21 protein-coding genes are annotated in these 24,442 nt (G+C 70.2%); 6 read left to right on the forward strand and 15 right to left on the reverse strand.

Features of this window, described 5'->3' with window-relative positions:
- Positions 1-2 precede the first annotated feature (2 nt).
- Genes ACYVF6_RS27655 through ACYVF6_RS27665 form a run of 3 tightly spaced genes read right to left on the reverse strand, consistent with a single transcriptional unit; the run spans position 3 to position 3,016 of the window.
- The gene (locus tag ACYVF6_RS27655) at positions 3-353 is read right to left on the reverse strand and encodes a hypothetical protein (protein WP_460525489.1); all 351 of its coding nucleotides are present in this window, start codon (positions 351-353) and stop codon (positions 3-5) included.
- Positions 340-819: a hypothetical protein gene (locus ACYVF6_RS27660; RefSeq protein ID WP_460525490.1), complete on the reverse strand. Its 480-nt coding sequence runs from the start codon at positions 817-819 to the stop codon at positions 340-342. The genes ACYVF6_RS27655 and ACYVF6_RS27660 overlap by 14 nt, the downstream gene beginning before the upstream one ends.
- The gene (locus ACYVF6_RS27665; protein ID WP_460525491.1) at positions 806-3,016 is read right to left on the reverse strand and encodes a CHAT domain-containing protein; all 2,211 of its coding nucleotides are present in this window, start codon (positions 3,014-3,016) and stop codon (positions 806-808) included. Before ACYVF6_RS27665 ends, ACYVF6_RS27660 begins: the two co-directional genes overlap by 14 nt.
- Positions 3,017-3,230: 214 nt before the next feature.
- Between ACYVF6_RS27665 and ACYVF6_RS27670 the strand changes: the two genes are divergently transcribed.
- Both ACYVF6_RS27670 and ACYVF6_RS27675 read left to right on the forward strand, forming a co-directional pair.
- A complete protein-coding gene (locus ACYVF6_RS27670) occupies positions 3,231-4,085 on the forward strand; it encodes a class I SAM-dependent methyltransferase (RefSeq protein WP_460525492.1) in 855 nt (284 codons plus the stop codon).
- 9 nt (positions 4,086-4,094) lie between these two features.
- Positions 4,095-5,225, forward strand: a complete 1,131-nt coding sequence (locus ACYVF6_RS27675; protein WP_460525493.1) for a cytochrome P450 — start codon at positions 4,095-4,097, stop codon at positions 5,223-5,225.
- Positions 5,226-5,231: 6 nt separating this feature from the next.
- Here the strand turns inward: ACYVF6_RS27675 and ACYVF6_RS27680 are convergent, their stop codons facing one another.
- Positions 5,232-6,191 (reverse strand): hypothetical protein, encoded by a 960-nt coding sequence (locus ACYVF6_RS27680; protein WP_460525494.1) that lies wholly within the window; start codon positions 6,189-6,191, stop codon positions 5,232-5,234.
- Positions 6,178-6,774 carry an RNA polymerase sigma factor gene (locus ACYVF6_RS27685; RefSeq protein ID WP_460525495.1) on the reverse strand — a complete coding sequence of 199 codons (597 nt, stop codon included), beginning with the start codon at positions 6,772-6,774 and terminating at the stop codon, positions 6,178-6,180. Before ACYVF6_RS27685 ends, ACYVF6_RS27680 begins: the two co-directional genes overlap by 14 nt.
- 233 nt (positions 6,775-7,007) lie before the next feature.
- On the opposite strand from ACYVF6_RS27685, the gene rho reads away from it, so the two are divergent.
- The gene (rho, locus tag ACYVF6_RS27690) at positions 7,008-8,147 is read left to right on the forward strand and encodes a transcription termination factor Rho (protein WP_460525496.1); all 1,140 of its coding nucleotides are present in this window, start codon (positions 7,008-7,010) and stop codon (positions 8,145-8,147) included.
- Here the strand turns inward: rho and ACYVF6_RS27695 are convergent.
- Positions 8,144-9,448, reverse strand: a complete 1,305-nt coding sequence (locus ACYVF6_RS27695) for an alanine--tRNA ligase (protein ID WP_460525497.1) — start codon at positions 9,446-9,448, stop codon at positions 8,144-8,146. The two genes, rho and ACYVF6_RS27695, sit on opposite strands and share 4 nt — an antisense overlap.
- A gap of 283 nt (positions 9,449-9,731) precedes the next feature.
- On the opposite strand from ACYVF6_RS27695, the gene ACYVF6_RS27700 reads away from it, so the two are divergent.
- The gene (locus ACYVF6_RS27700) at positions 9,732-11,138 is read left to right on the forward strand and encodes a DUF4832 domain-containing protein (protein ID WP_460525498.1); all 1,407 of its coding nucleotides are present in this window, start codon (positions 9,732-9,734) and stop codon (positions 11,136-11,138) included.
- 129 nt (positions 11,139-11,267) lie between these two features.
- On the opposite strand, the gene ACYVF6_RS27705 is transcribed toward ACYVF6_RS27700, so the two are convergent.
- The 4 genes from ACYVF6_RS27705 to ACYVF6_RS27720 all read right to left on the reverse strand — a co-directional run bounded on the left by ACYVF6_RS27705 (position 11,268) and on the right by ACYVF6_RS27720 (position 18,610).
- Positions 11,268-12,482, reverse strand: coding sequence for an ROK family protein (locus ACYVF6_RS27705; protein ID WP_460525499.1), 1,215 nt, complete (start codon positions 12,480-12,482; stop codon positions 11,268-11,270).
- On the reverse strand, positions 12,464-14,347 hold the full coding sequence (locus ACYVF6_RS27710) for a ricin-type beta-trefoil lectin domain protein (protein ID WP_460525500.1): 1,884 nt from the start codon (positions 14,345-14,347) through the stop codon (positions 12,464-12,466). The genes ACYVF6_RS27705 and ACYVF6_RS27710 overlap by 19 nt, the downstream gene beginning before the upstream one ends.
- A gap of 127 nt (positions 14,348-14,474) precedes the next feature.
- Positions 14,475-17,030 carry an ATP-binding protein gene (locus tag ACYVF6_RS27715; protein ID WP_460525501.1) on the reverse strand — a complete coding sequence of 852 codons (2,556 nt, stop codon included), beginning with the start codon at positions 17,028-17,030 and terminating at the stop codon, positions 14,475-14,477.
- 389 nt (positions 17,031-17,419) lie between these two features.
- Complete coding sequence (locus ACYVF6_RS27720) at positions 17,420-18,610, reverse strand: flavin-dependent monooxygenase (RefSeq protein ID WP_460525502.1); 1,191 nt, start codon at positions 18,608-18,610, stop codon at positions 17,420-17,422.
- 68 nt (positions 18,611-18,678) lie between these two features.
- On the opposite strand from ACYVF6_RS27720, the gene ACYVF6_RS27725 reads away from it, so the two are divergent.
- Entirely contained in the window at positions 18,679-19,248 is a 570-nt protein-coding gene (locus ACYVF6_RS27725; RefSeq protein WP_460525503.1) for a TetR/AcrR family transcriptional regulator, read from the forward strand.
- 7 nt (positions 19,249-19,255) lie between these two features.
- On the opposite strand, the gene ACYVF6_RS27730 is transcribed toward ACYVF6_RS27725, so the two are convergent.
- Genes ACYVF6_RS27730 through ACYVF6_RS27745 form a run of 4 tightly spaced genes read right to left on the reverse strand, consistent with a single transcriptional unit; the run spans position 19,256 to position 21,799 of the window.
- The gene (locus ACYVF6_RS27730) at positions 19,256-19,591 is read right to left on the reverse strand and encodes a transcriptional regulator (RefSeq protein ID WP_460525504.1); all 336 of its coding nucleotides are present in this window, start codon (positions 19,589-19,591) and stop codon (positions 19,256-19,258) included.
- Positions 19,588-20,043 (reverse strand): hypothetical protein, encoded by a 456-nt coding sequence (locus ACYVF6_RS27735; RefSeq protein ID WP_460525505.1) that lies wholly within the window; start codon positions 20,041-20,043, stop codon positions 19,588-19,590. Before ACYVF6_RS27735 ends, ACYVF6_RS27730 begins: the two co-directional genes overlap by 4 nt.
- Positions 20,044-20,103: 60 nt before the next feature.
- Entirely contained in the window at positions 20,104-20,862 is a 759-nt protein-coding gene (locus tag ACYVF6_RS27740; RefSeq protein ID WP_460525506.1) for an SDR family oxidoreductase, read from the reverse strand.
- A gap of 58 nt (positions 20,863-20,920) precedes the next feature.
- A complete protein-coding gene (locus ACYVF6_RS27745; RefSeq protein WP_460525508.1) occupies positions 20,921-21,799 on the reverse strand; it encodes an SGNH/GDSL hydrolase family protein in 879 nt (292 codons plus the stop codon).
- A 91-nt stretch (positions 21,800-21,890) separates the two neighbouring features.
- Between ACYVF6_RS27745 and ACYVF6_RS27750 the strand changes: the two genes are divergently transcribed.
- Positions 21,891-23,258 carry a cystathionine beta-synthase gene (locus ACYVF6_RS27750; RefSeq protein ID WP_460525509.1) on the forward strand — a complete coding sequence of 456 codons (1,368 nt, stop codon included), beginning with the start codon at positions 21,891-21,893 and terminating at the stop codon, positions 23,256-23,258.
- Between the two features lie 11 nt (positions 23,259-23,269).
- On the opposite strand, the gene ACYVF6_RS27755 is transcribed toward ACYVF6_RS27750, so the two are convergent.
- Entirely contained in the window at positions 23,270-24,442 is a 1,173-nt protein-coding gene (locus ACYVF6_RS27755) for a glycoside hydrolase family 1 protein (RefSeq protein WP_460525510.1), read from the reverse strand.

Here is a 24,442-nt window from a genome sequence, read left to right on the forward strand (position 1 = left end):
CTTTAGTACCCGGACAAGGCGCCCACGATCGCGAAGACCAGGAACAGCAGAACCCAGACGCCGAAGACGATGCCGCCGATCACCAGGGGCTGGCTCCAGCGGGACGATCTCGGCGGCGGTGGGGCGCTGAAGGCGGGAGGCTGCGGCTGCAGGGGCAGTGGCCGGGATCCGGGCGGCGGCCGCCCGGCCGGTGGCGTTGGTTGGCCCGGCAGCGGCCGGAAGCCGGCCGGCGGCTGCCCGGGCGGTTGCGGCGGTTGGGCGTTCCGCCAAGGCGTCTGGGCGGTGCCCCAGACGTCCTCGGGTTCGGTCTCGCGCTCTGGTTCGGGTTTGGGTGGAGGCTCAGGAGTCGTCATCGGGTTTCTCCGGTTGGTGTCGCAGGCGGGGTTCGAAGCGGGCCCACTCCCTGGAGCCGGGATCCCAGGTCCACCGTCCTGGCTCGTCGCCGGGATTCAGCAGGAGGGCCTTGCGGTAGGCCTCGTCGGGCAGGTCCTGGGTGAAGATGAACTGCGCACCGCTCGCGGTCGACTCGAACACCACGGTCGCAGGCTTGACCGACGCGTCCGGCCGGCCGAACAGCTGGCGCACCAGGCGCCGCAGCGCCGGGAGTGCGTCGGAGCCGAGCCGTTGGGCGAACGCGGTGAGGAGTGGTTCCAGCACCGAGGTGGTGAGCAGGACGAGGACAGTCAGGCCCGGGTCGCCGCGACGGCTCGGTTCGAGCCGGCCGGTCGCTTCGACGCCGAGCTCGTGGAACAACTCCTGGGCATCCCGCAGGGCTTCCTGCGGAAGAGCCGCGGGCCAGTAGATCTCAACCTCGTTCATGAGCGGTCCTGTCGGATGTGGGCGGGTCGAACGGCCAGGCCTGGACGCCGGTGGTGACGGTGCCGACGATCACCCGGTCGGTACGGCCGATATGGCCGGCGAAGGTGACCCCGACGCAGGTGCTGCCCACGGGGTACGTCGCCACCGGCGAGCCCGCCTGGCCCCAGACGTGGCACTGCGAGTCGTCGCCGATACCTGCGAGGTACGTGCCGTTCGGCGACACCGCCGGATGCCGGACGGCTCCGAGCCGATCCAGGTCGTGGAGCGGCCGGCCGGCCGGCGTCCAGGCCAGCACCTGTCCGTGGAAGCCCGCGGCGATCAGCCTGTCGTCGCGCGCCGTCAGCCCCACGACGGGTTGCGGGTGCTGCCAGCTCATCAGCTGCCGTCCCGCGTGGTCGTACCGGCGCACCAGGCCGTCGCTGCCACCGACCAGGACGTCGCCGTCGGAGGTGAACTGAAGGGCCGGCAACGCCGACGGTGCCGTCTGCTGGATGCCCGGAAACGTCGCCGGACGGCCGACCGGGATGGCCAACGCCTCCACGCCCTGCACGTCGTAGATGTGGACCCGCAGATCCGATCCGGTGACGGCGATCCAGTGCCCGTCCGGGCTGAACGCCAACGCGTGCAAGGCTCGCGGGCCTCGGACGCGCAGCACCCGGAGCGGCGTCGCCGACTCCAGGTCCCACACGACGACAGAGCAGTCGTCGTGCATCGAGGCGAGGTGACGCGGCCACGGGCTCCACGCGACCCGGCGGGCGTGGCCGGCCTGCGGCAGCGAGCAGGTCGAGAGCTCCCGCAAGGAGGAGGAGAGTACGTGGACGCCGGCCTCGCCGGCCGCGGCCAGCAGACTCTTCGGGCCGAGTGCGACAGAGAACAGCGAGTCGCGGGCGGCGAACTGGTGGATCGGCTGGGGTTCAGGGCCGGTGCGCCTCGGCTGGTGCGAAACGATCGCCGGCGTGGTCCTGGCGGCTGTGGGCGCGGGAGCGGGCTCGCGTGCGGCGGACCGGACGGGTGCGGGTGTCGCATCGGGAGTCGCGCTCTTCGTGGCGTCCTTCGCCCGTTCCGTCCACTCCGGCTGGACCACGTGGTGTGGTGAGTACGTGGACGTGACGAACGTCTGGACGTCTCCGGAGGCCAGGAACAGCACCGGCGTGGCCCACTCCAGGCTGTGCAAGGCCATCTTGACCGACTCACGGGCGAGCGTCACGGCGCGATCGATCGGAGAGCCTCGCGCGATGCTCTCGTAGAACGAGCAGGAGAAGACGAGAGCCGCGGGATCGGTGATCTCGTACTGCATCGCGACCACCGTCGGTACGCCGTCGCGCATGAGCTTCGCGGCCGTGCTGGAGAAGACGCCATCCGTACCCGCGGCGGCCGACTCGCAGGCGTTCAGGACGACCATCCGCAGATCGTCGTTGCCGGCGACGAGCCGGGCGAGGTCGGCTGCCGGGACCTGGGTGGCCGCCCCGGCGTCATCGGTCAGCTCGATGTAGCCGGAGCTGGTCCCCTCGTCGAAGCCGCCGTGTCCGATGAAGTGCAGAACATGCCAGCGACCGTTCCGGACCGCTGTCGCGAGATCTCGCCAGCGGTCACCCGGCAGCCAGGTCAGCTCGACCAGGCCGGAGCTCAACTGGCCGAACGCCTGGGAGATCCGGTCGCGCTCGCCCTCGACATCGAGCTCGGCCAGATCGGTGGGCCTCGAGATGACCCCGAGCACTCGCAACGGCGGCTCGATCTCCAGCGGCGGCCTTCCCTCCGGGAGATGAGGCGTTCGAACGACCGGCACCCGCAGCGCGAGGTAGTCGTCGGGGATCAGCGGGTCGGCAAGGAATTCCCACGGAATACGAGCGATTAACGGCCCGTTCGGATTGACCAGTACCCGAAGATCTCCGTTTGTCTCTTTGGCCCGCCGGCGTGAACGATCGAACAGGAGCCGAGCGTCGTCACCGAGGACGATTCCGGTCAGGCGCTCACCGAACTCCTTGACTACTCGCTCATGCCCCTTCGCCCGGCGCGTGATCACCGATGCCGCCGACCGGAGCAGGTTGGTTTCCACCTTCTCCAGAAGGGTTTCGAGCTCCGCGACCGCGAACGGGTTGTCGAGCCGGCGCACGACCCGGCCGCCTGCGGACGACTCGCAGACGATCACCCATTCGGACTTGGCTTCAACCAAGTCGACCCTGAAGACGACATCCATGCCGATTTCCCCCCGGAACACACCGGACTACGGCCGGCCTTCGCATCCCCCAAGCTAGACGGCGATTCAGCCTACCGGTTTCAGTATCCGGCTCCCGGATTCGTTCTACTCCGCCGGGAGTAGCGGCGAACTCCGGCTACCGCACCGGGGGCAGGCGCGACTGCCGTCCCGGAACCGACGTTGGCCGGCCGGACGCGCGGGCAGAATCGTTCGCATGACGACGATCGTGAACACGCACCAGTCCGAGGCCTGGAACGGCTACGAGGGCCGGCACTGGGCCGACAACCAGGAGCGCTACGACCACGGCAACGAGGAGTTCAACACGATCCTCTTCGATGCGGCCGGGATCGGTGAGTCCGACAACGTGCTCGACATCGGCTGCGGCAACGGGCAGACCACGCGGCTGGCCGCGCAGCGCGCGGTCAACGGCAACGTCCTCGGAGTCGACTTGTCGGTGCCGATGCTGACCCGCGCCCGCCAGCTGGCCGAGGCCGAGGGCCTGTCGAACGTCACGTTCGAGCGCGGCGACGCGCAGGTCTTTCCGTTCCCGGCAAGGGAGTTCGACGTCGCGATCAGCCGGTTCGCCATCATGTTCTTCGCCGATCCGGTGGCGGCGTTCGGCAACATCAGGCAGGCGCTGCGCCCGGGCGGGCGGGTCGCGTTCCTCGCGATGAGCGCGGGCCCGCGCAACCAGCTGTTGCCCGTGTTCGCGACCGTGCACAAGCACGTCACCGTGCCGGAACCGCAGGACCAGCCGGCCGGCACCGGGCCGCTGTCCCTGGCCGAGGCCACCCGGGTGGCGGAGGTCTTCGGTGCCGCGGGCTACACCGGCGTCCGGTCGACGCCGGTCGAGGCGGGAACCTGGTGGGGAGACGATGTCCACGACGCCAGGGACTTCATCTGCGGCTGGGGCCCGGTGCGGCACGCGTTCACGTTCGCCACGCAGGAGCAGATTGACGCCGTGCGAGCCGAGCTGGCCGAAGCTCTACGGCCGTACGAGACCGAGCGCGGCGTATGGATCCGGCACACCGCGAACCTGATCACGGCGGTGAATCCGGACGCGAGGTAGCGTTGCGGGGTGTTTCCGATCGGTGCCGCCGCCACGCTCGCCGAGCTGGAGGCCGACCCGCATCCGCTGCACGCCCGGCTGCGGGCGAGCGAGCCGGTGTCGTGGCTGCCGGCGCTCAACGGCTGGCTGGTGACGCGGCACGATCTGGCCCAGTCCGTGCTCCGGGCAGCCTCCGACTTCACCGTCGACGACCCTCGGTTCTCGACCGCCGCCGTGGTGGGGCCGAGCATGCTGTCGCTGGACGGCGCCGCACACGGCCGGCATCGCGCGGCGTTCGCGCCGGAGTTCAAGCCGCGGCAGGTCCGCGAGCGCTACGGCGACTTCGTGACCGCCGAGACGCGCCGCCTGGTCGACGGCTTCCGCGCGGACGGCCAGGCCGAGCTCCGGCGCGGCCTGGCCGGGCCGCTGGCGGTCGCGGTGGTGACCGAGGCGCTCGGCCTCGGGCGTACCAACGCTTCGGCGGTGCTCGGCTGGTACGACGCGATCGTGTCGGCCGTGACCGACATCTCCTCCGGCCGGCCCGCCTCTCCGGCGGGTGCGCGGGCGTTCGACGAGCTGCGGTCGTCGATCGCCGCCTCGCTTGCCGCCGCCCACGGCGACAGCGGGCTGTCGGTCGACGAGCTGGTGTCGAACGCGGCCGTGCTGATGTTCGGTGGCATCGAGACCACCGAGGGCGAGATCGTCAACCTTGCATTGCATCTGCTGTCGGCCCCGGACCAGCTGGCGTTGGTCCGCGCCGATCCCGCCCTGCTGGACAACGCCCTGGAGGAGTCGGTCCGGCTCGAACCGGCCGCCGCGGTCGTCGACCGCTACGCCACCCGTGACATCTCACTCGGTGGAGCGTCCATCGCCGCCGGCGACCTGGTGACGGTCTCACTGGCCGGCGCCAATCGCGACCCGGCGGTGTTCACCGACCCGGATCGCTTCGACGTAAGGCGGGCGAACGCCCGGCAGCACCTGGCGTTCGCCCACGGCCCGCACTTCTGCGTCGGCGCCGACCTGGCCCGGCTGGAGGTGCGTACGGCGCTCCAGGCCTTGCTCGACCTTCCCGGGCTGCGCTTGGACGAGGACCAGCCGAGGCCGGCGGCTCGCGGGCTGGTCTTCCGCAAGCCGCCGGCGCTGCACGTCCGCTGGTCCTGAGTCCGTCTAGAGGTAAAGGCTGTAGCCGAACACCGCTGGGATCCGGACGTTCAGCAGGCCGGGGCGCTCGGTCAGCACCTCCTCCTCGGCGAGCAGCCGTCCGGTCGCGGGGTCGAACATCAGGATCCGCCGGTTCGGAAGGCCGCCCTGCTCGCTGTCCAGCGCGAACGCGTCGGTCCGCCGCCCGAGCCGGTCCCTGATCGTGCCGAGGGTGGCCACATCGTCGCGCTCGGCCAGCAGCCGGAGCAGTGCGCCGCGGACGGCAGGAGCCGGCGTCGACTCCGCGTAGACGTCGACGATCGCGTCGAGCAAGCCAGGCGTGCCGTACTCCGAGATGTGATGCCCAGGCTCGAGCTGCTCGAGCAGGGCTCCCCGCTCGGCCGGCAACGGATGCGTGTAATACCCCTGATACTCGCCCGGCGGCCAGGTCGTCACGTCTGTCTTGCCTTCGGTCGTGCTGGTCTCGCGGCCGGACAGGTCGGCGTTCCACCGCAGCTCGCCGTGCATTTCCACGACCCTAGACGTGACGCGATCGTCGCCGGCGTCCGTCTGCAGGTTCCAGTTCCGCGTACGGACCAGGTGCCGATCGGTGTCGCCGGGGATAGTCGTGTCGGCCTCGGCACGTTCGGCCAGCGCCAGCAGAGCCTCGCGGGCCGGATCGCCCGGGTCGAGCTCGCCTGGCAACAAGGGTGGGGTCGCAGCCTCCGCCACCTGCCGTTCGCCGAGCGGATCAATGAGCTGGATCCCGCCGACCGCGAGCGTCGCCGCGACTCCGGTGAGCGCCGCCACGACGACGAACCGGCGGGTCGGGAATGTTCCGCGGGTTTTGCCGGTTGTGGCTGTGTCGGCTGTCCCAGCGAGGATCACGTGTAGATCTGCCCGGGCCCGCTCGTCCAGCGCCCGGTCGGTCATTGTGCCGGCGGGGTCCGCCCGGCGCAACTGCTCGATCGTGTCAGTCGTCCGCATGGTTCAAAGCCCTTCTCGACAAGAGGTGGAACGTACCGGCGCCCGGATTGTCCGGCGCCGATCGAAGTGCCCGTTCGAGCCGGCGCCTGGCCCGATGGAGCCGGACCGCCGCCGAACCGGTCGTACAGCCGAGCGCGACCGCGAGGTCCTTGCCCGCAAGGCCTTCCCATGCGTGCAGGCGAAGCACTTCCTGGTCCTTCTCGCTGAGCGTCCGGAGCGCGGCAAGGACCGCATCCAACCGCTGAGACCACGCCACGTGGTCGGCGAGGTCAGGTGCGGACCGGTCGTGGGCCTCCGACTGCCCGGCCCGCTCACGCAACCGGGCGTGCAGCTCGGCGTCCCTGGTCCGGCGGCGGTACTCGTTGCGGATCAGATTCCCCGCGACGCGGTACAGCCACGGCAGTGGCTCTGCCTTCGGTATCCGGTCGCGCCGGCGCCACGCGACGACGAACGTCTCGGCGGCGACATCGCGCGCCGCCTCCGTACCGTCGACGCGGCGCGTCGCGAACCGCACGATCGCCCAGTAGTGCTGCTCGTAGAGCTGGACGAACGCATCGTCGTCTGTCTCCTCCGCTGGCGTCATGTCCCCTTTGTGTCGGCAGCCGCGAAACCATTACAGGTCGATGGTGCTTGCCGGCGGCGCGGCAGGCCTGCTACCGTAGTTGCTGTCTGATCTTGCCGGATGCAGGCGGCTCTTTCACCGCCCCCGCGAGAATCCTCAGATTTCACCACATATCGCAGCGTTTTCTGCGAGCCAATCCACATCTCACATGTCTCACACATCGAAGACTTCGCACACCATCAAGGAGGTTGTGCATGAGCACCACTGTCCAGGGAGTTCTGGACGTCATGGAAACCTGCGGCTTCGTCCGTACCTCCGGCTACCTCGCCGGCCCCGACGACGCGTACGTGTCCATGGCGATGATCCGCAAGTACGACCTGCGCCGCGGCGACCTCGTCACCGGCGCGGTCGGCGAGCCACAAGATACCCAGCAGGGCAAGCGAAAGCGGCAACCGTTCGCGCCGCTGGAACGCATCGACACGATCAACGGCGCCGCGCCCGAAGCGGCCCGCAAGCGGCCGAAGTTCAACGACTTGGTGCCGTTGCATCCGACGTCCCGCCTGCGCCTCGAGGCCGAGCCAGGCAACCTCACCACCCGTACGATCGACCTGGTCATGCCGATCGGCAAGGGCCAGCGGGCCCTGATCGTCGCACCGCCGAAGGCCGGTAAAACCGTTGTCCTGCAACACATCGCGGCCGCCATCGGCAAGAACCACCCCGACTGTCACCTGATGGTCGTCCTCGTCGGCGAACGCCCCGAGGAGGTCACCGACATGCAGCGCACCGCGCCGGGCGAGGTGATCGCCTCCACGTTCGACCGCCCGGCCGGCGACCACACCGCACTGGCCGAGCTGGCGATCGAGCGAGCCAAACGCCTTGTAGAACAGGGCGAGGACGTTGTGGTCCTGCTCGACTCGCTCACCCGCCTGGGCCGCGCGTACAACCTGGCAGCGCCATCGTCTGGCCGCGTCCTGAGCGGAGGCATCGATTCCACGGCCTTGTTCCCGCCGAAACGCCTGCTAGGAGCGGCGCGTAACCTCGAGAACGGCGGCTCCCTGACCATCATCGCGACGTCGCTCGTCGAGACCGGCTCGCTCGGGGACACCCTGATCTACGAGGAATACAAGGGCACCGGCAACGCCGAGCTCAAGCTGGACCGCATCCTTGCCACCCGCCGCGTCTTCCCGGCCATCGACATCGAGGCGTCCGGCACCCGCCGCGAGGAGTTCCTCCTCTCCCCCGACGAGCTGGCCGTCACCCACCGCCTCCGCCGCGCCCTCGCCTCCCGCGAAGGCCGCCAGGGCATCGAGCAGCTCCTGGACAGCCTCCGCAAGACGCGGACGAACATCGAGTTCCTCAGCCAGCTGCGCACCCAGGTCGCCGCTGCCGCCTAGGCGCCGCCGGAGCGAGTGCGATGCTCCTCCATCAACTCTTCGAACCGCTCGATGTCGACGGTCAGGCCGGACTCGTGCGCCAGCTCGATCGTCAGCTCCAGTGGCATGCCGCACGCGTCGTAGAGCTCGAACGCGGACTCGCCCGGCAGCACGGTTTCCGAACGGTCGAGCGTACGGCGGATCGCCCGCCGGAGGAGGCGGGAACCCTGGCGTAGCGCGCGGTCGAACGCCTTGGTCTCCACGGTGAGCACGGACTCCACGATCGGGCGGACGTCGATCAGGTCCGGCCGCAGCGAGAGTCGCCCTTCCAGTACGGACGGCACGAGCGACGTCAGCGTCTTCGACGGCAGGTCGAGCCTGCGCAACCGACCCAGCGCGCGGCGGATCAGCCGGCGCATGACGTGCCCGCGGCCGCCCGCCGACGGGAGTACGCCGTCCGCGACGAGCATCACCGTCGCGTGCAGGTGGTCGACCACCACGCGCACGGATTCCACGTCGTCGACCGGAGAAAGCCCGGCCAGGTGATCCAGCGTGGGCCGGAACGAGTCGATCTCGTGGATGTGGTTCGCGTCCTGGAGCACCATCGCGATCCGCTCCAGGCCGAGCCCGACGTCGATGCCCGGCCGGGGCAGGTCGCCGACCACCGGGAAGTCGTCGTCGGTTCCACCGGAGCCGCGAACGTGGCGCATCAGCACGACGTTGCCCAGCTCCAGGAAGCGATCCGTGTCGACCGCCGGCCCGCCGTCCGGGCCGTACGAAGGCCCACGGTCGTAGAAGATCTCGGTGCACGGCCCGCACGGCCCCGGGCGTCCCACCGACCAGTAGTTCTCCTCCATGCCGAGCCGCTGGATCCGCTCCAGCGGCACGCCGAGCGAGCGCCAGATGTCAACGGTGTCGTCATCGTCGCGATAGACGGTGATCCAGAGCCGATCACTGTCAATGCCAAGGTGCGACGTGAACAGCTCCCACGCCCATGCGACCGCCTGCGGCCCGTCGTAGTCGCCGAAGGAGAAGTTGCCGAACATCTCGAAGTACGTGGTGTGCCGGTCGGTCTGCCCGATGTTGTCGACGTCGACCGTACGCACACAACGCTGCGCCGTCGTCAGCCGAGGGCCGGGCGGCGTGCGTTCGCCGGTGAAGTACGGCAGGAACTGCACCATGCCCGCCGTCGTGAGCAGCAGGCTCGGATCGTCCGGGATCAGGGAGGACGAGGGCAGCAGCAGATGATCTCGCTGCTCGAAGAAGCCGAGCAGGGTATGCCGAATCTCGATGGACGAGACGGAAGAGCTGGAGGAGCGCACGATTGACCTCTTTCGCGAAGTGCGCGGACGGCGCGGATGCTTGCGGATGAACGAGTCGGAGGCATGCCGAACCGGCCGAGAGGTCAGCTCGGCCTAGGTAGCTCGTCCTCGCAACAGCATCTGTCGAATCGCTCCTTCGTCGGGTCGTGCGCGGCAAGTATGTCCGACCTGCCGTAACTGATGCCAACCGTTTTCGAACTGCAGGTATTCCTGAGCGAAAGTGCTTGCATCCCGCCGAAACGAGACTAGTTTGTGCAGACGTACAGCATCGAGGAGGGGAAACATGAGCGGAGCGTCGACGCGGCGGCTCGGGGCTGCCCTGGTCGTCGGGATCCTCGGACTCGCCGGGCTGACCGGCCCGGCTGCGGGAGCGAGCCAGCCGGCACCCGCCGCTGCCGGCCACAAGGCGGTCGTCACGTACGAGCCGACCGACGAGGTGATCGCGAATCCCGAGCGCGGCTTCTACCACTTCCCGCTCGAATGCGACAAAGCCGACTTCGACGCCGCCACCCTGCGGCAGTACCGCGAGACCGAGCAGATCACGCAGGTCATGTGCGTGTTCTACCTCTCGGAGTTCAAAACCGGCCCGATCAGCCAAGCCGCCCTGGACCAGTTCCAGCAGCAGGCCGACACCATCCGCGCGGCAGGCTTGAAGACGATCCTGCGCTTCGCGTACACGCAGTCGACCGAAGGCGACGACGCATCGCCCGCGGTCGTCACCGGGCACCTGAACCAACTCGCCCCCTACCTCCAGCGCAACAGCGACGTGATCGCCGTCGTGCAGGCCGGCTTCATCGGCGCCTGGGGCGAGTGGTGGTACACCAACAACTTCGGCGACGAGGGCAACGTCACCGCCGCCGACTGGGCCAACCGCAAGGCGATGGTCGAGCAGCTGCTGTCCGTCCTCCCCAAGGACCGGATGGTGGAGGTGCGCACGCCGTACTACAAGCGCACGATGTACGGCGACGCCGCGCTGTCACCCGGCGAGGCGTACAACGGCACGGCCCGGGCGCGCATCGGCCAGCACAACGACTGCTTCCTGGCCAGCCCGGACGACTTCGGCACCTACATCGACCCGGCCGTCGATTATCCTTACCTGGCAGCCGAAACCCGCTACCTGCCGATGGGCGGCGAGACCTGCAACCCCAACCCGCCGCGTTCGGAGTGCGCGACCGCGCTGCAGGAGATGGAGCTGTTCCACTACTCCTACCTCAACACCGACTACCACCAGGGCGTCCTCGACAGCTGGACGGCCGGCGGCTGCATGCCGGAGGTGAAGCGCAAGCTGGGTTACCGGTTCGCGCTGAGCCAGGGCACCTTCCCGGACTCCGCCACCCGCGGCGGCAAGCTCCCGATCCGGCTCCAGCTCGCGAACGAGGGCTGGTCCGCGCCGTACAACCCACGCTCCGTCAACCTCATCTTGCGCAACACTCAGTCCGGTGCGGTCCGCAGCCTCCCGCTCACTACCGACCCCCGCCGCTGGTCCGCCGGCCAGCCGGCGACGGTCAGCCAGAACGTCACGCTGCCGGCCGATCTCCCCGCGGGCACGTACGCGCTGCTGCTCGAGCTCCCAGACCCCAGCCCGAGCCTGCGGACGCGCCCGGAGTACAAGATCCGCCTTGCCAACAACGACCTCTGGGAAGCCACCACGGGATACAACGACCTGCGCCACACCGTAAAGATCAGCTAGAACGGTAAGGGTGCGTGCACCCCTGCACAGCGATGTATCCCCCGGAAAAGCCCCGGTTCCGAACCCGAGCGGTCCGGCCCGCCGGAAGCCCGACAAAGAGCAAGCAGCAACAAGAGGGCAACGAGAAAGCTAAACCGCGCCACCGGACGCCAGCAGCCGCGCGACCGGCAGCGTCGCCGCACCCACGGCCACCGCATCCGGCCCGAGCCGGCCGAGTTCGATCGACGCGCCAGCGAATGGGCGGCGCAGGGCGTTGGAACGCGCCGCCTCGCGGATCTCCGGCAGCAGCCGGCCGCCGAGCATCAGCCCCGCCCATCCCGACAGCACCACTCGCTCCGGATTGAACAGGTTGATCAGGTCCGCGATCCCGGCGCCGAGGTACCCCGCGGTCTCCGACAACACACGACCCGCCGTCGCCGAGCCGTCGTCGGCGGCCACGAGTAGCGCCGCGAGCTCCGACTCCTCCGAACCGCCCACCGCGGCCGCCGCACCGCCGGCCTGCCGGTAGCGGTCCAGGATGCCCTCCGCGCCGACGTACGCCTCCAGACAGCCGCGCGCTCCACATCTGCACGGCCGCCCGTCGTAGACCAACCGCGTGTGTCCCCACTCGCCGGCGCTGCTCGTCGCGCCGCGATAGCTCGTGCCGTGCGTGACGACCGCCGCGCCCACACCCGAGCCCACCAACGCGATCACGGCGTGCTGTGCACCCCGCCCGGCACCGAACCACAGCTCCGCCTGCCCGAGCGTCTTCGCGCCGTTGTCGATGTGCAGCGGTGCGCTGGTGCCCGTACGCAACATCCGTTCCAGCGGTACGTCCCGCCAGCCGATCGTCTGTGCGTCGACGATCGCCTCCAAGCCCTGCTCCACGACGCCGAACACGCCGATCCCCACGCCGAGCAGGGAATCCGCCGCCACTCCGGCGTCCAGCAGCACCTGGTCGAGCCCGGTCAGCACGCGGTCGGCGACCAGCGAAGGGTCCGGCAGCGCCGACGCCACCGGATGGTCGGCCTTCGCGAGCGGCGTCATCGCCAGGTCGAACAGCTCGACGCGTACGCCGGTCTCGCCGACGTCGACGCCCACGACGTACCCGAACCGCGGCGCGATCCGCAGCAACGTGCGCGGCCGCCCGCCGTCGGACTCGACCGAGCCGGCCTCCTCGACCAGGCCCTCCTCGAGCAGCTCACCGGTGAGGTTGCTGACGGTGGCCGTGCTGAGCGCGGTGATCCGGCTGAGCTCCAGCCGACTCAACGGCCCGTCGAAGTACAGCCGGGACAACAGGACCGACCGGTTGCCCCGGCGTACGTCGCGCGACGTCGCGTTCCTGTTCAGCTTGGGACCGTCCACTTCTGGTTGGCGCCTCCTGTGCAGGCCCAGATCTGCAGCCTGGTGCCGTTCGCCGAGCTCGGGCCGGTCGCGTCGAGGCACTTGCCGGACTGCGGGTTCACCAGGTCGCGCCCGGCGGTGTAGGTCCACTGCTGCGCGCCGCTGCCGTTGCAGTCGTAGAGCTGCACCTGCGCGCCGTCGGCGGTCGAACCGCCCGTGACGTCCATGCACTTGCCCAGCGCGCGGACCGTTCCGTCGGAGCTCATGGTCCATTGTTGCGCGGCCGTGCCGTTGCAGTCGTACAACTGGACGGCCGCGCCGTTGGCCGTGCTCGCTCCTGCGACGTCGACGCACTTCCCGCCGTACCCACTGATCGGCCCGGTCGCGCCGGTGCCACCGCCACCGCCGCCCGACCCGGGCGTGCCGGACCAGGTGAACGTGGCGGACGTGCGCGCCGGCAGCGTGTAGACGAACGCCTGGTTGCCCCAGACCACCTTGAGCGGCTGGCTGCTGGTGCCGCCGTTGTAGGCGATCAGCGCCTTGCTGCCGTCCGGGTTCTTCCAGGCCACGTTGGGGATCGTGCCGCTCGCGGTCGAGGCGATCCGGTACGCACCGGGCTTCACGAACTTCGTCAGGTGACCCATCGTGTAGTACTCCACGGTGTAGTCGACCTGCCCGGAACGGCTGTCGCCGTTGTGCACGGTGATGAGCCCGGTGCACGTGCCACAACCGCCGTTGTGCGGCCCCATGTTCTGGTCGACGCCGAGGCTCCACTTGACCCACGTACGTCCCCAGTTACGGGTGTAGTCGATCAGGTTGTGCATGTCCTCGCTGTGCTGGTTGGAGATCCAGGTGCCGCCGGAGTGCTCGGTGTCGTACGCCTGCACGCCGGGGTACTGGTTGTGCACGGTCGTCTGGGTCGCGACGTCGCCGCCGTAGCCGTGCCAGGCGATGCCCCCGAACAACGGGTCGTTACGGATCGCTGCGTCGGCGAGCTGAGCCGCGCCGAGCCCGGCGTAGTTGCTCCAGTTGAAGTCGAGCACGAGCGTCTTGGTCGTGATGCCCGCGGCGCGGAACGCCGGCCAGAGGTTGTCCTTGGTGAAGAAGATGAGCCCGCCTGAGTTCCAGTTCATCGAAGGGTACGTCGTGCCGGGACCGCAGCAGGTCGGCTCGTTCTGCGGCGACACGTAGTCGATGCGTACGCCCTGGGCGGCGTAGGCCTGGATGTACTTCACGAAGTACTGCGCGTAGGTCCCGTAGTACTCCGCCTTCAGCCAGCCCTGGTCGATCATCGAGTTGTTGTCCTTCATCCAGGCGGGCGCGCTCCACGGCGATCCCATCACCCGGACGGCGGGGTTGAGCGACTTCGCCTGCTTGGTCAGCGCGAGCACGTCAGCGTCCGGCGCGATCGTGAAGTCGTTCACGTCGCAGCAGGTGTCGTCGAAGGAGTAGGTGAAGCGGGCCAGGTCGGAGGCGCCCATCGGGTTGCGCAGGAAACTCACGCCGATGCCGTTCACCGGGTCGAACAGGTCGCGCAGCACCCGGTCGCGGGTGGCCGCGCTGACGGCGCCGCTGCCGCGCAGCAGCCAGGCCGTGGTGTCGGTCATCGAGGCGCCGGCACCGTCGAACTGCTGGTACGTCGTGCCTTCGTCGACGTTCACCGTCGTCCCGCTGCCGGTGTTGGGCCCGAACGTGATCGGCGCCTGCTGCTGGAGGCCTCGGGTGACGGCGCGGCCGCCCGAGTCGCTGGTCGTGGTCAGCCAGATGTCGACCGTCTCACCGGCCGCGTGGGCCGGCCGGGAAGCCGGCAGGCCGGGTACGAGCAGCGCGGCGGTCAGAGCCGCGACCGCGACGCCGTAGCCGGCGATCGTCCGAGTACGAAGCATGCCGAACCCTCTCTCGCGTCGAGTGGTGTCGCTGCTGCTCCGGAACGTAGCCGACCTTATTTCAAGCGTCAAGATAAGTCAGGAAGGAAAGTTGGCGATTGAACCCTCGCAGGGTCCCTGCGAGGGTTCAGTCCTCGGACGTGAACGCCGACCAGACCGGCGCGCCCAGCCGGTCGAAGATCGCGCGCGCGGTTCCCAGCGCGGCAGCTGCGGCCGTACGGTCGCCCAGGCGACGGCAGACCCGGCCGAGCCAGAGCTGCGTGCGGCCCTCCTCGAACGGCATCCCCTGCCCCTCCAGCACCCGCAACCCGCAGCTCAGAGCGTCCCGCGCCGCCTCCAGCTCGCCGGTCGCGGCGCGGAGGACGGCCTGGCTGCGGTGGGTCGCCGCGCTGAGCCAGGCGTACGGCGCGGCCTTGACCCGCTGCTCCATCCACTCCACCAGGCCGGCCGCGCGGTCGAGGTCGCCCAGGCCCACAACGGCCTCCACCTGGTCGGCGTGGAACGGATGCCGGGCGGGCTCGGCCAGCCCGATCACCTCGACCAGGTGCTCGGCGAGCTCGAAGTACTCCACCGCTCCGGCGTAGTCCTGCCTGACCAGCTCGACCGAGCCAAGCAGGCCGAGGTAGGCCGCCGAGATCCACGGGTCGTCGATCGCGGCGGCCGACTCGATTCCGCGTTTGGCGGCCTGCTGCGCCGCCTCCAGGTCGCCGAGGTGCGCGTCGGCGAGGCCGCGTACGTACGACGGCGGACCGGGCCACGCCGGCCAGGCCGGGCGGGCCACAACCGTCATCGCCTGCGCCGCTTCGCGCTTGGCCAGCCGCCAATCCCCGAGCCAGTAGTCGATTTCGGCGAGCTGCCCGCCGACCGCGCAGCGCCAGTGCTCGTCGCCCACCACACCCGCCAGCTCCAGCTCGGCGGCGCACGCGGCACGGGCGGCGCGCAGGTCGAAATGCGCCGTGAGCGAGCGCCACGCCATCCGGGCCCAGCGCGCCGGCCACTCCAGGCTGTCCGGAGGCAACGCCGCCCCGGCCCGCTCGATCCGCACCCGGTCGAGGCCGGACCCGTTGTAGAAGCCCAGCTGGGCGGTGACCAGCTCGACGCACGTGGACAACGCCGGCTCGTCCCGCACCTCGTCCGGCCAGAGCGACAGCAGCTCGGCCGCGTGCCGCACGCTCTCGAGCTGCTCGCGTACGTGGTGCGTGCCGTACCAGCCGGCCTTTATGCCACCGATGACCCGCAGCCTGTGATCGTCGCCGGCGTCGAGCAACGCCCGCCGGCACAGCGAGACCGCCTCTCGTGTCCTGCCCTGGCTGAAGCTGACGTCGGCGAGGCCCAGCCGGGCCAGTGCGCGGCCACGACCGGCCGGTAGCCGCCGGACCGCGGATGACAGCGGGCCGCGTGCCCGCGACGGTTCGCCGGCGTGCGCGATGCTGACACCCGCGTGCCCGATCCGGCCGAACCGTAAGCCCGCTTGGCCTTCCGGGGTGCGCAGCCCGGCGAGCTCCCACAGCTCGGCCGCGGCCTCCGGCGCGCCACGCGCCTCGGCCTGGGCGGCCGCCTCGGCCAGCTTCGCCGCGACGAGCGGGTCGCGGTCGGAGAACGCCACGGCCAGGTGCCGGGCTCGTTCCTCGACGTCGTCGACGAGGCCGGCCAGCCGGGCGTGCAGCGCCTGCCGGTCGGAAGCGGACAGCTCGGCCAGCACCGTGGTCGCGTACACCGGATGCGTGAAGCGGACGCGCCCGCCGTCGTCGACCTGCAGGAGCTCGGCCGCCTCGGCCTGCTCGAGCCCCCGGTCGGCGACTCCGGGCAGCGCCGAGCGCACCAGCGCGACGGTCGGCCGGGCCAGGGCGGCGACCACCGCGAGCGTCTCGACCGTCGCCTGCGGCATGGTGCCCAACCGCTTGGCGACCAGCGCCTCGACGTCGTACGGGCTCGGCGGCGGACCGTCGAGCGGACCGGCCAGCGCGATCTCCAAAGCCAGCAAGGGATTCCCGGCCGACGCCGCCGCGATCCGGCGGAACTTCGTCCGGGCGACGACCAGGCCCACCCGTTCGGCGAGCACGCGTTGCAGCGCGCCCAAACTCAAGCCCGGCAAGCCGATTCGTACCAGCCGGTCCTCGTGGAAGGCCTGCTCCATACCGAACGGAAGGAGCTCGTCGTGGTCGCTGCGCAGCGCTGCCAGCAGGCAGACCGGCTCCTGGTCGAGCCGCTCGAGGACGTACTCCAGGAGCTTGGCCGTGGTCGGGTCGATCCACTGCGTGTCGTCGATCCCAATGACCACAGGCGATTCGGCGGCCAGTACGCGGACGATCTGGAGCACGGCCACCCGGAGCGCGCGATGGGCGATCTCGGGCGGCAACGGCTCGCCGCCGTACAGCGCCGCCTGGATCGCCGCCAGCTGGGGCTTCGGCAGGCTCTTCAGGAGCTCGGGCGGTGCGCCGGCCAGCAGATCGGCCAGGCCGGCGTAGGCGAGCGCGGTCTCCGACTCGTCGGGAGCAGCTGTCAGGACATGACAACCACGAGCCCTCGCGGCGTCCATCGCGGCGGAGAGCACCGTTGTCTTGCCGATGCCGGCGGCACCGTAGAGCACGCAGCCGACCGGGCCGGACCGCAACGAGCCAAGCACCTCGGACCAGACGGCGAGCTCGGGGTCCCGTCCGACCAGCGCCGAGGGTAAGCCCACAGGGAGCAGTATCGGTGGTTTTCACCCGGAAAGAAACACCGACTACGGGTTGTACCAGGTCGTGTCTCATAAGTAGGGCTGGTTGAGCTCGCGGCGCAGCCGCGCCGTGCTGGCGGTGCCGCGGGCCGAAGATCGTGTCGGGCGTACGGGCGAGGGTCGCGGTGCCGTCAGCGTGGATGCGGGGCGGCGCGAGTCAGGCCATAGTTATGAGGCGCGGCCTAGACGATCTGTTCCAAGGGGTCGCCGGTCAAGCGCGCGGCGGATGGCGCCGTTCGTGGGGGTGGGCACAGGCGGAGGAGGAGCCAGGAGGGGCCTCCGGCGATCGACGACAACGCAGCCAGCGTGGATGCCAGGCGTCGCGCGTCAGGCGACCCCCTGGAACAGATCGTCTAGTCGCGGCTCGATCCGTGACCCGGCTGCCAGGCGACGATGGCTTCGAAGCCACCGGCTGCGGCTCCCAGACCGGCGATGCGCAGCAGGCCGTTCCGCAGGCCGGCCGCGATCGGGTTGCGCAGCTGGGAGAACCGGCTCACCAGCCGGGAACGCTTGGCCAGCATGGTCGTACGCGGCCTTCGCAGGCTGTCGTATCGCCGCAGCGCTTGGGGAATGCCGGCTCCGGTCGCGTCGCGTACGACGCCGGCCAGCTCCACCGCGTCCTCCAGTGCTTGGCAGGCGCCCTGGCCTAGGTCGGGGGTCATGGCATGGGCGGCGTCGCCGAGCAGGGCGAGCCTGCCGGAGACGTACGTGCGCGGGAGCGGCCACAGCGTCGGGGTGTCGTGGCGGAGGATCACGCCTTGCGGCGTGCGCTCGATCAGCGGACGGATCGGGTCGTGCCAGCCGGCGAAGAACCTCAGCAGGTGCTCACGGTCGTCGCCGGTGCCGGGCAGCTCGGCGGTTCTCGGGTCGGCGTCGGCGAGGGTGGCGTACCAGTAGACGCCGCCGTCGGACATCACGTTCATGCCGAACCGCTGGCCGAGGCCCCAGGTCTCGCCACCGTCGTCGAGCTGGGGCGTGTCCCGCGGTGGGACCATGCCGCGCCAGGAGATGTATCCGGCCGACCGTATCTTCGGCCGTGGATCGATCGCCCGGCGCAACCGGCTGCCGATCCCGTCGGCGGCGACGACGAGCTCTGCCTCGTACTCCTCGGCGCCGTGCTCACCGATGGCGTGGACGATCGCGCCCTCCGGTGTCTCGCGGACCGACTCGACGGCGCGCCCGAACCTGAAGGCGTCCTCGGGGACGCAGGCGCGCAGCCCGGCGTACAGCTCCGGCCGTCCGACGGAGATCGGCACCTCGGCGGTCTCGGCCGTGAGCCGTCCCACCCAGCGGCCGTCGGCCGTGCGGAGGCCGGCCAGCCCTTGCAGGGTTGGCTTCTTCCTCAGCTCGGCGGCCAGCTCGGGCGCGAGGTGGTCGAGCGCGGTCAGTGCGTTGCGCCAAAGTGCCAGGCCGGAGCCGAGCGGACGCAGCTCGGTCGCCCGTTCCAGCACGGTGACCTGCCAGCCCGTGGTCGCCAACCCGCCGGCGACCGCCAGCCCTCCGATCCCCGCTCCGACGACGACTGCTCTGCGTTCGCTGTCCATCCGTACGCCTCCTCTACATCTGTAGAGGACACTACACCTGTAGAGGTGATGTGGATAAGCTGGCGACTGTGACTCGCACCGCACGTGCCACCGCCCTCCTCGACGCGGCGATCACCGTGATAGCGGAGAGCGGGCTACGCGGGCTGACCCATCGCGCGGTCGACGCGCGGGCGGGGTTGCCGAACGGGTCGGCGAGCTACTACTTCCGCACCCGATCCGCTTTGCTGCAAGGCGTCCTGAGCCGGTTGCTGGAACTGGACAACGAGGACTACGTGCGTTTCGCGTCCGGCTCCCTGAGCCGGACCGGACTCACGCGGACGTTCGTGCGGATCTACCAGCACTGGGCGGGCGAGGGCCGGGAACAGCAGTACGCTCGCTACCTCATCTATCTCGAAGGCCGCTCCGATCCCGCCGTCCGCGACCTGCTCGACGCGACCAACCATGCGCTCGCCGATCAGCTGGCAGCGTTGCTCGAGGAGATAGGCGTCGCCCATCCCCGTCGCGACGCGCGGCTGCTGATCGCGTTGCTGGACGGGCTGTTGTACGACCAGCTGGCCCGTCCCAACCCACCGGTCGGCGCCGCCGAGCTCGAGCGACGCGTCGAGCTCGTCCTCGACACCGTCCTGCCTCCGGCTTAGGCCGTGCTCAGCCGTCGCCGATGATCTGGCGCAGCGCGTGGATGTGGCGCTCGTAGGCCGCGCGTCCGGCATCGGTGAGGCTGAGCCACACGCGCTGCCGAGTGTCCCTGACCGCTCGCCGCTGGGCGACATAGCCCGCGTCGGCCAGGGTCGCCACGTGCTTGCTCAGGGCGGACTTGCTGATGTCGAGTATCTCCAGCATCGCGCTGTACTCGATCTCGTCGTACGCCTGCAAGCTGGCGCAGAGCCGCAGGCGTACAGGGGCGTGGATCAGCGAGTCGAACCCCTCGGCCGGCCCTGGCCCTGGCTCCGGCTCGCCGCCGGCCGACGACCTGACGGTCATCGCAGCGCCCCCGGCCGTCGGCTGATCTTCAGTCCGGTGGCGACCCAGACGGCGCCGACCACGGCGGCCGTGAGCAGCCCACCGATCGGGTCCGCCCACCAGCCGATCACCTGCAGCACGCCCGCGACCACCAGCAACGCCACGGCGGGCACCACCAGCCACCACACCATCGTCGACGTGGTGCGCGCTCCCCGCAGCCGTCTGACCCGGGCGGTCGACCAGGCAGTCACGCCGCAGCCCGCCACCACCGCGAAGCCGAGCAGCGTCGTCGCCCACGAGGGCATCGGCACCAAGAGCTCGACAGCGATCGCCGCCACAGCAACACCCGTCGACCACCAGAACCACGCCGGATAGTCCGCCCGCCTCGTGCGCTGCCGGCTGTCCTCGGCCGCGGCCAGAGCCTCGGCTGCCGCCTTCTTGGCGGTCGGGTCGCCTTCGCTATGAGTTTCCATAATGGAAACCGTACTGTTTCCGCCAGGGAAACGCAACCGTGACTGGACGCAGTATGCGGCCTAGGGGCGGAGGAACTCGCGCGCTCCGCGCAGCGTCGGCCATCGCGTGCTGCGCAGGCGGATGTCGAGCGGGTACGGCATGGCCGCCTCGGCTCGCGGCACGGCGTCCGGGTCCAGGCCGTCGCGGACGGCGATCAGGCGGGCGATCTCGTAGCGGCTCAGGTCGTCGCCGCCCTGCAGGTGCACGACGCCGGTCAGGTCGGAGCCGGCGAGGTCGACCAGGGCGCGCGCGAGGTCCTGGACGTGGATCGGGCTCCGTAGCGCGTTCGTGTAGTGCGGCCTGCCCCGATGCACCAGCTGCTCGTGGTTCCCGCCGCCGAGGACCAGGGAGATCCGTACGATCAACGCCGTCTCCTTGACGGCCGTCTCCGCCGCTGCCTTCGCCGAGCCGTAGAGGTTGACCGGGGCCGGCAGGGCGTCCTCGGCGTACGGGCCGTGGTCACCGCCGAACACGGCGTCGGTGGAGACGTGCACCATCCGGGCGCCGACCTGCCTGGCCGCCTGCGCGACGTGCGCGGATCCGTCCGCGATCACCGCCCAGTCGTGTGGATTCCGGCCGGCCGCAGCGTGAACGATGACATCCGGCTTCACGCCCGCGATGTGGTCGAGCGTCGCCTGGCGGTCGGAGATGTCGAGCCGGTGCCAGGACCCGCCAGCCGTGCCCTGCGTGCCGCGCAGCTCGTAGCCCTCCGCCTCGGCCACCGCGACAACCTTCGATCCGACGAACCCGCTCGCACCCGTCACCAGCAGTCTCGACATCCGCCGATCATGACACGGCCCGCTCAGTCCGATCAGCCGAGTCAGTGCAGTCGGGACGTCAGTGAGCGCGCGGCTTCGGCACTGCCGCGAACGAGATGGCCAGCAGCTGCCCGTCGCTCAGGGAGTCGGCGTCTTCGTCGTCGGGCCAGAAGCCGGCGGCTGCGGCCAGCGACGGCAGGATCGCGGCCGCCGCGCTCGCGTAGCCGGCACCCGACGGGTGGAAGCGGTCGGGTCCGAACAGTTCACGCGGCGCCGCCGCGAACTCCGGCCCCAGCAGCGAGCCCAACGCCACCACACGCGCGCCCGCCTTCGGCGCCGCCTCGATCTGGGCCTGGGCCAGCCAGCGCGACCAGCCCCGCACGATCTGCCGCAGCGGCGGCGCGACCGGCTGGATCGTTCCGAGGTCAGGGCAGGTGCCGACCACGACCTCCGCCCCCGCCGAACGCAGCTGCTCGATCGCCGAGACCAGCAGCGGCACGGCCTCGGCCGGCGTCGTGCGGTGAGTGACGTCGTTGCCTCCGATGATGATCAGAGCAACGTCGGGCTCGGCGGGCAGCGCCCGCTCCACCTGCTCGGCCAGATGCTTGGACTCCGCGCCCACCATGGCGACGTTCGTCAGCCGCACCGGACGCCCGGCGAGCGCGGCGAGCCCGATCGCCAGCAACGCACCAGGCGTCTCCTCGGGCGTGTGCACACCGTAACCACATGCGGACGAGTCGCCGAGTACGACGAACGAGACGGGTTCGCCCTCGGTGCCGCCGACTCCGTAGACGCCATCGGCCATCGGCGCCTCGCCGGTCACGCCACCGATCACACGCTTCGCCAGCAGTGCCTCGGCGGCCAGCAGGGCGAGCAGCGTGCCTCCGAGCAGCCCCGCGCCACCCCCGCCGACCAGCGCGGCAGCCGCCAGCTTCCGGGCCGCTCCCGAGCGAATCACCGTGCCTCCTTCACCCACATATATGGGACAACGCGCGAGCCAAGCCCCGGGATTCCACGGTGATCGACTTCTCGCGGCGTACATTTCTCCAATGCAGTATTACGAGTCGTTGCTGGACCTCGTTGGTAACACACCGTTGGTCCGGCTGGCCAAAGTCAGCGACGACACGGCGGGTCTCGTGCTGGCGAAAGTCGAGTACTTCAACCCCGGCGGCAGCGTGAAGGACCGCATCGCGCTGCGTATGGTCGAGGCGGCCGAGGCCGAGGGCAAGCTGCGCCCGGACGGCACGATCGTCGAGCCGACCAGCGGCAACACCGGCGTCGGGCTCGCGATCGTCGCGCAGGCCAAGGGCTACCACTGCGTGTTCGTCTGCCCCGACAAGGTGAGCGAAGACAAGCGCAACGTGCTCAAGGCGTACGGCGCCGAAGTCGTGGTCTGCCCGACCGCGGTGCCGCCCGAGCACCCCGACTCCTATTACTCCGTCTCCGACCGGCTCGTCCGCGAGATCGACGGCGCGTGGAAGCCCGACCAGTACTCCAACCCGCACAACCCGCGGTCCCACTACGAAGACACCGGCCCGGAGATCTGGCGGCAGACCGAGGGGCGGATCACCCACTTCGTCGCCGGCATCGGCACCGGCGGGACGATCAGCGGCGTCGGGCGCTACCTCAAGGAGGTCTCCGACGGCAAGGTGCAGATCGTCGGCGCCGACCCGGAGGGCTCGGTCTACTCCGGCGGCACCGGCCGGCCGTACCTCGTCGAGGGCGTCGGCGAGGACTTCTGGCCCGAGACCTACGACCAGAAGATCTGCGACCGGATCATCGCGGTGTCCGACCAGGAGTCGTTCGCGATGACCCGGCGGCTGGCGCGGGAGGAAGCACTGCTGGTGGGCGGCTCGGCCGGCATGGCCGCCGCCGCGGCCGTACGCGTGGCCCGCGAAGCCGGCCCGGACGCGGTCGTCGTGGTGCTCCTGCCGGACGGCGGCCGCGGCTACCTCTCCAAGGTCTTCGACGACGACTGGCTGTCGCAGTACGGCTTCATCCAGGCCGAGTCCACCGAGACGGTCGGCGAAGTGCTGCGGCGCAAGGACCACGGGATCCCGTCGCTGGTGCACACCCATCCGAACGAGACGATCGCCGAGGCCATCGACATCCTGCGGGAGTACGCCGTGTCGCAGATGCCGGTCGTCCGCGCCGAGCCGCCGGTGATGGCTGCCGAGGTGGCGGGATCGGTGCACGAGCGGGCGCTGATGGACGCCCTCTACTCCGGCCGGGCCAAGCTCGCCGACCGCGTGGAGGAGCACATGTCGGCGCCGCTGCCCGCGCTGGGTGCGGGTGAGTCGGTCTCCAAGGCGGTCGCGGTGCTGGAGGGCGCCGACGCGCTCCTGGTCCTCGACGACGGCAAGCCGATCGGCGTGCTCACCCGCCAGGACCTCCTGGGCTACCTCGCCGCTTCCTGACGGTCCACGACCTAACGGCCCGACGACGCACGAGCCAGAGCGCCCAGGTGCCGGGCGCTCGGCTTCACCCTCCGCTCGAACGTCCTGCGGTCGACCTCGATCAGGCCGAAGGTCGGGCGGTAGCCGAACACCCACTCGAAGTTGTCGAACGCCGACCAGTAGAGGTAGCTGCGCACATCGATCCCGTCGGCCAGGCAGGAGCGGACGCCGGCCAGCGCACGGTCGACGAACTCCACCCGCCTCGCGTCGTCGGTCGCCGCGACGCCGTTCTCCGTGACGAGGATGGGCTTGCCCACGGGCGCCACCTTGCGGATCACGTTGGCCAGCGCCTCCGGATAGAACTCGTAGCCCATCTGCGTCAGCTCGGCACCCTCCGGCGCCGGCAGCATGCCGTCGGGCCCCACCAGCACCCGGCTGTAGTTCTGCACCGCGAAGAAGTCGTCCTCCGCCATCGCCGGCAGGAAGTCCTCGAACGTCTCCCGCCACATCTCCGCCGCCCGCGCCTCACCGCCCGCTGCCGGCTGATAGTCCTGCAGGGCCAGCGTCAACCCCACCGACGTCGACGGGCTGGCCTTACGAACGGCCGCGCGCGCCGCCACGTGCGCCTGCCTGATCACCTCCAGCGCCTCCGGCGACCCGGAGTTCATGAACATCGACGGCCCGTCGCTCGGTGCGCCGACCTGCCGCAGGATCACCGCGATGTTGGCCTCGTTGATCGTGCAGGCGTACGGAATCCGCGGGCCCAGCTCCGACATCACCGCCGACACGTACGCCGCGAACCGTTCCGGCAGCCCGGAGTTGGACCACCCGCCGAGCCGCGACACCCAACGTGGGTTGGTGAAATGGTGCAACGTGACGACCGGCGTCAGCCCGAACTCCGCACACGCGTCGAGTACGTCGGCGTAGTGCCGCAGTGCCGCCCGCGAGAAGAACCCGTCCTCCGGCTCGACCCGGGCCCACTCGATCGAGAAGCGGTAGGCGTTGAACCCCAGCTCAGCGAGCAGCCGGATGTCGTCGCGGTACAGGCGGTAGTGGTCGCAGGCGTCTCCGCTCGGTTCGGCGAAGACGGAGTCCGGCGCGTGTTCGAACGCCCACAGGTCGCTGTTGACGTTGTTGCCCTCGACCTGGTGCGCCGCCGTTGACGTGCCCCACAGGAACCCTTCGGGAAATGCCTCGTCCACCAT

This window comes from Flindersiella endophytica (assembly GCF_054779015.1).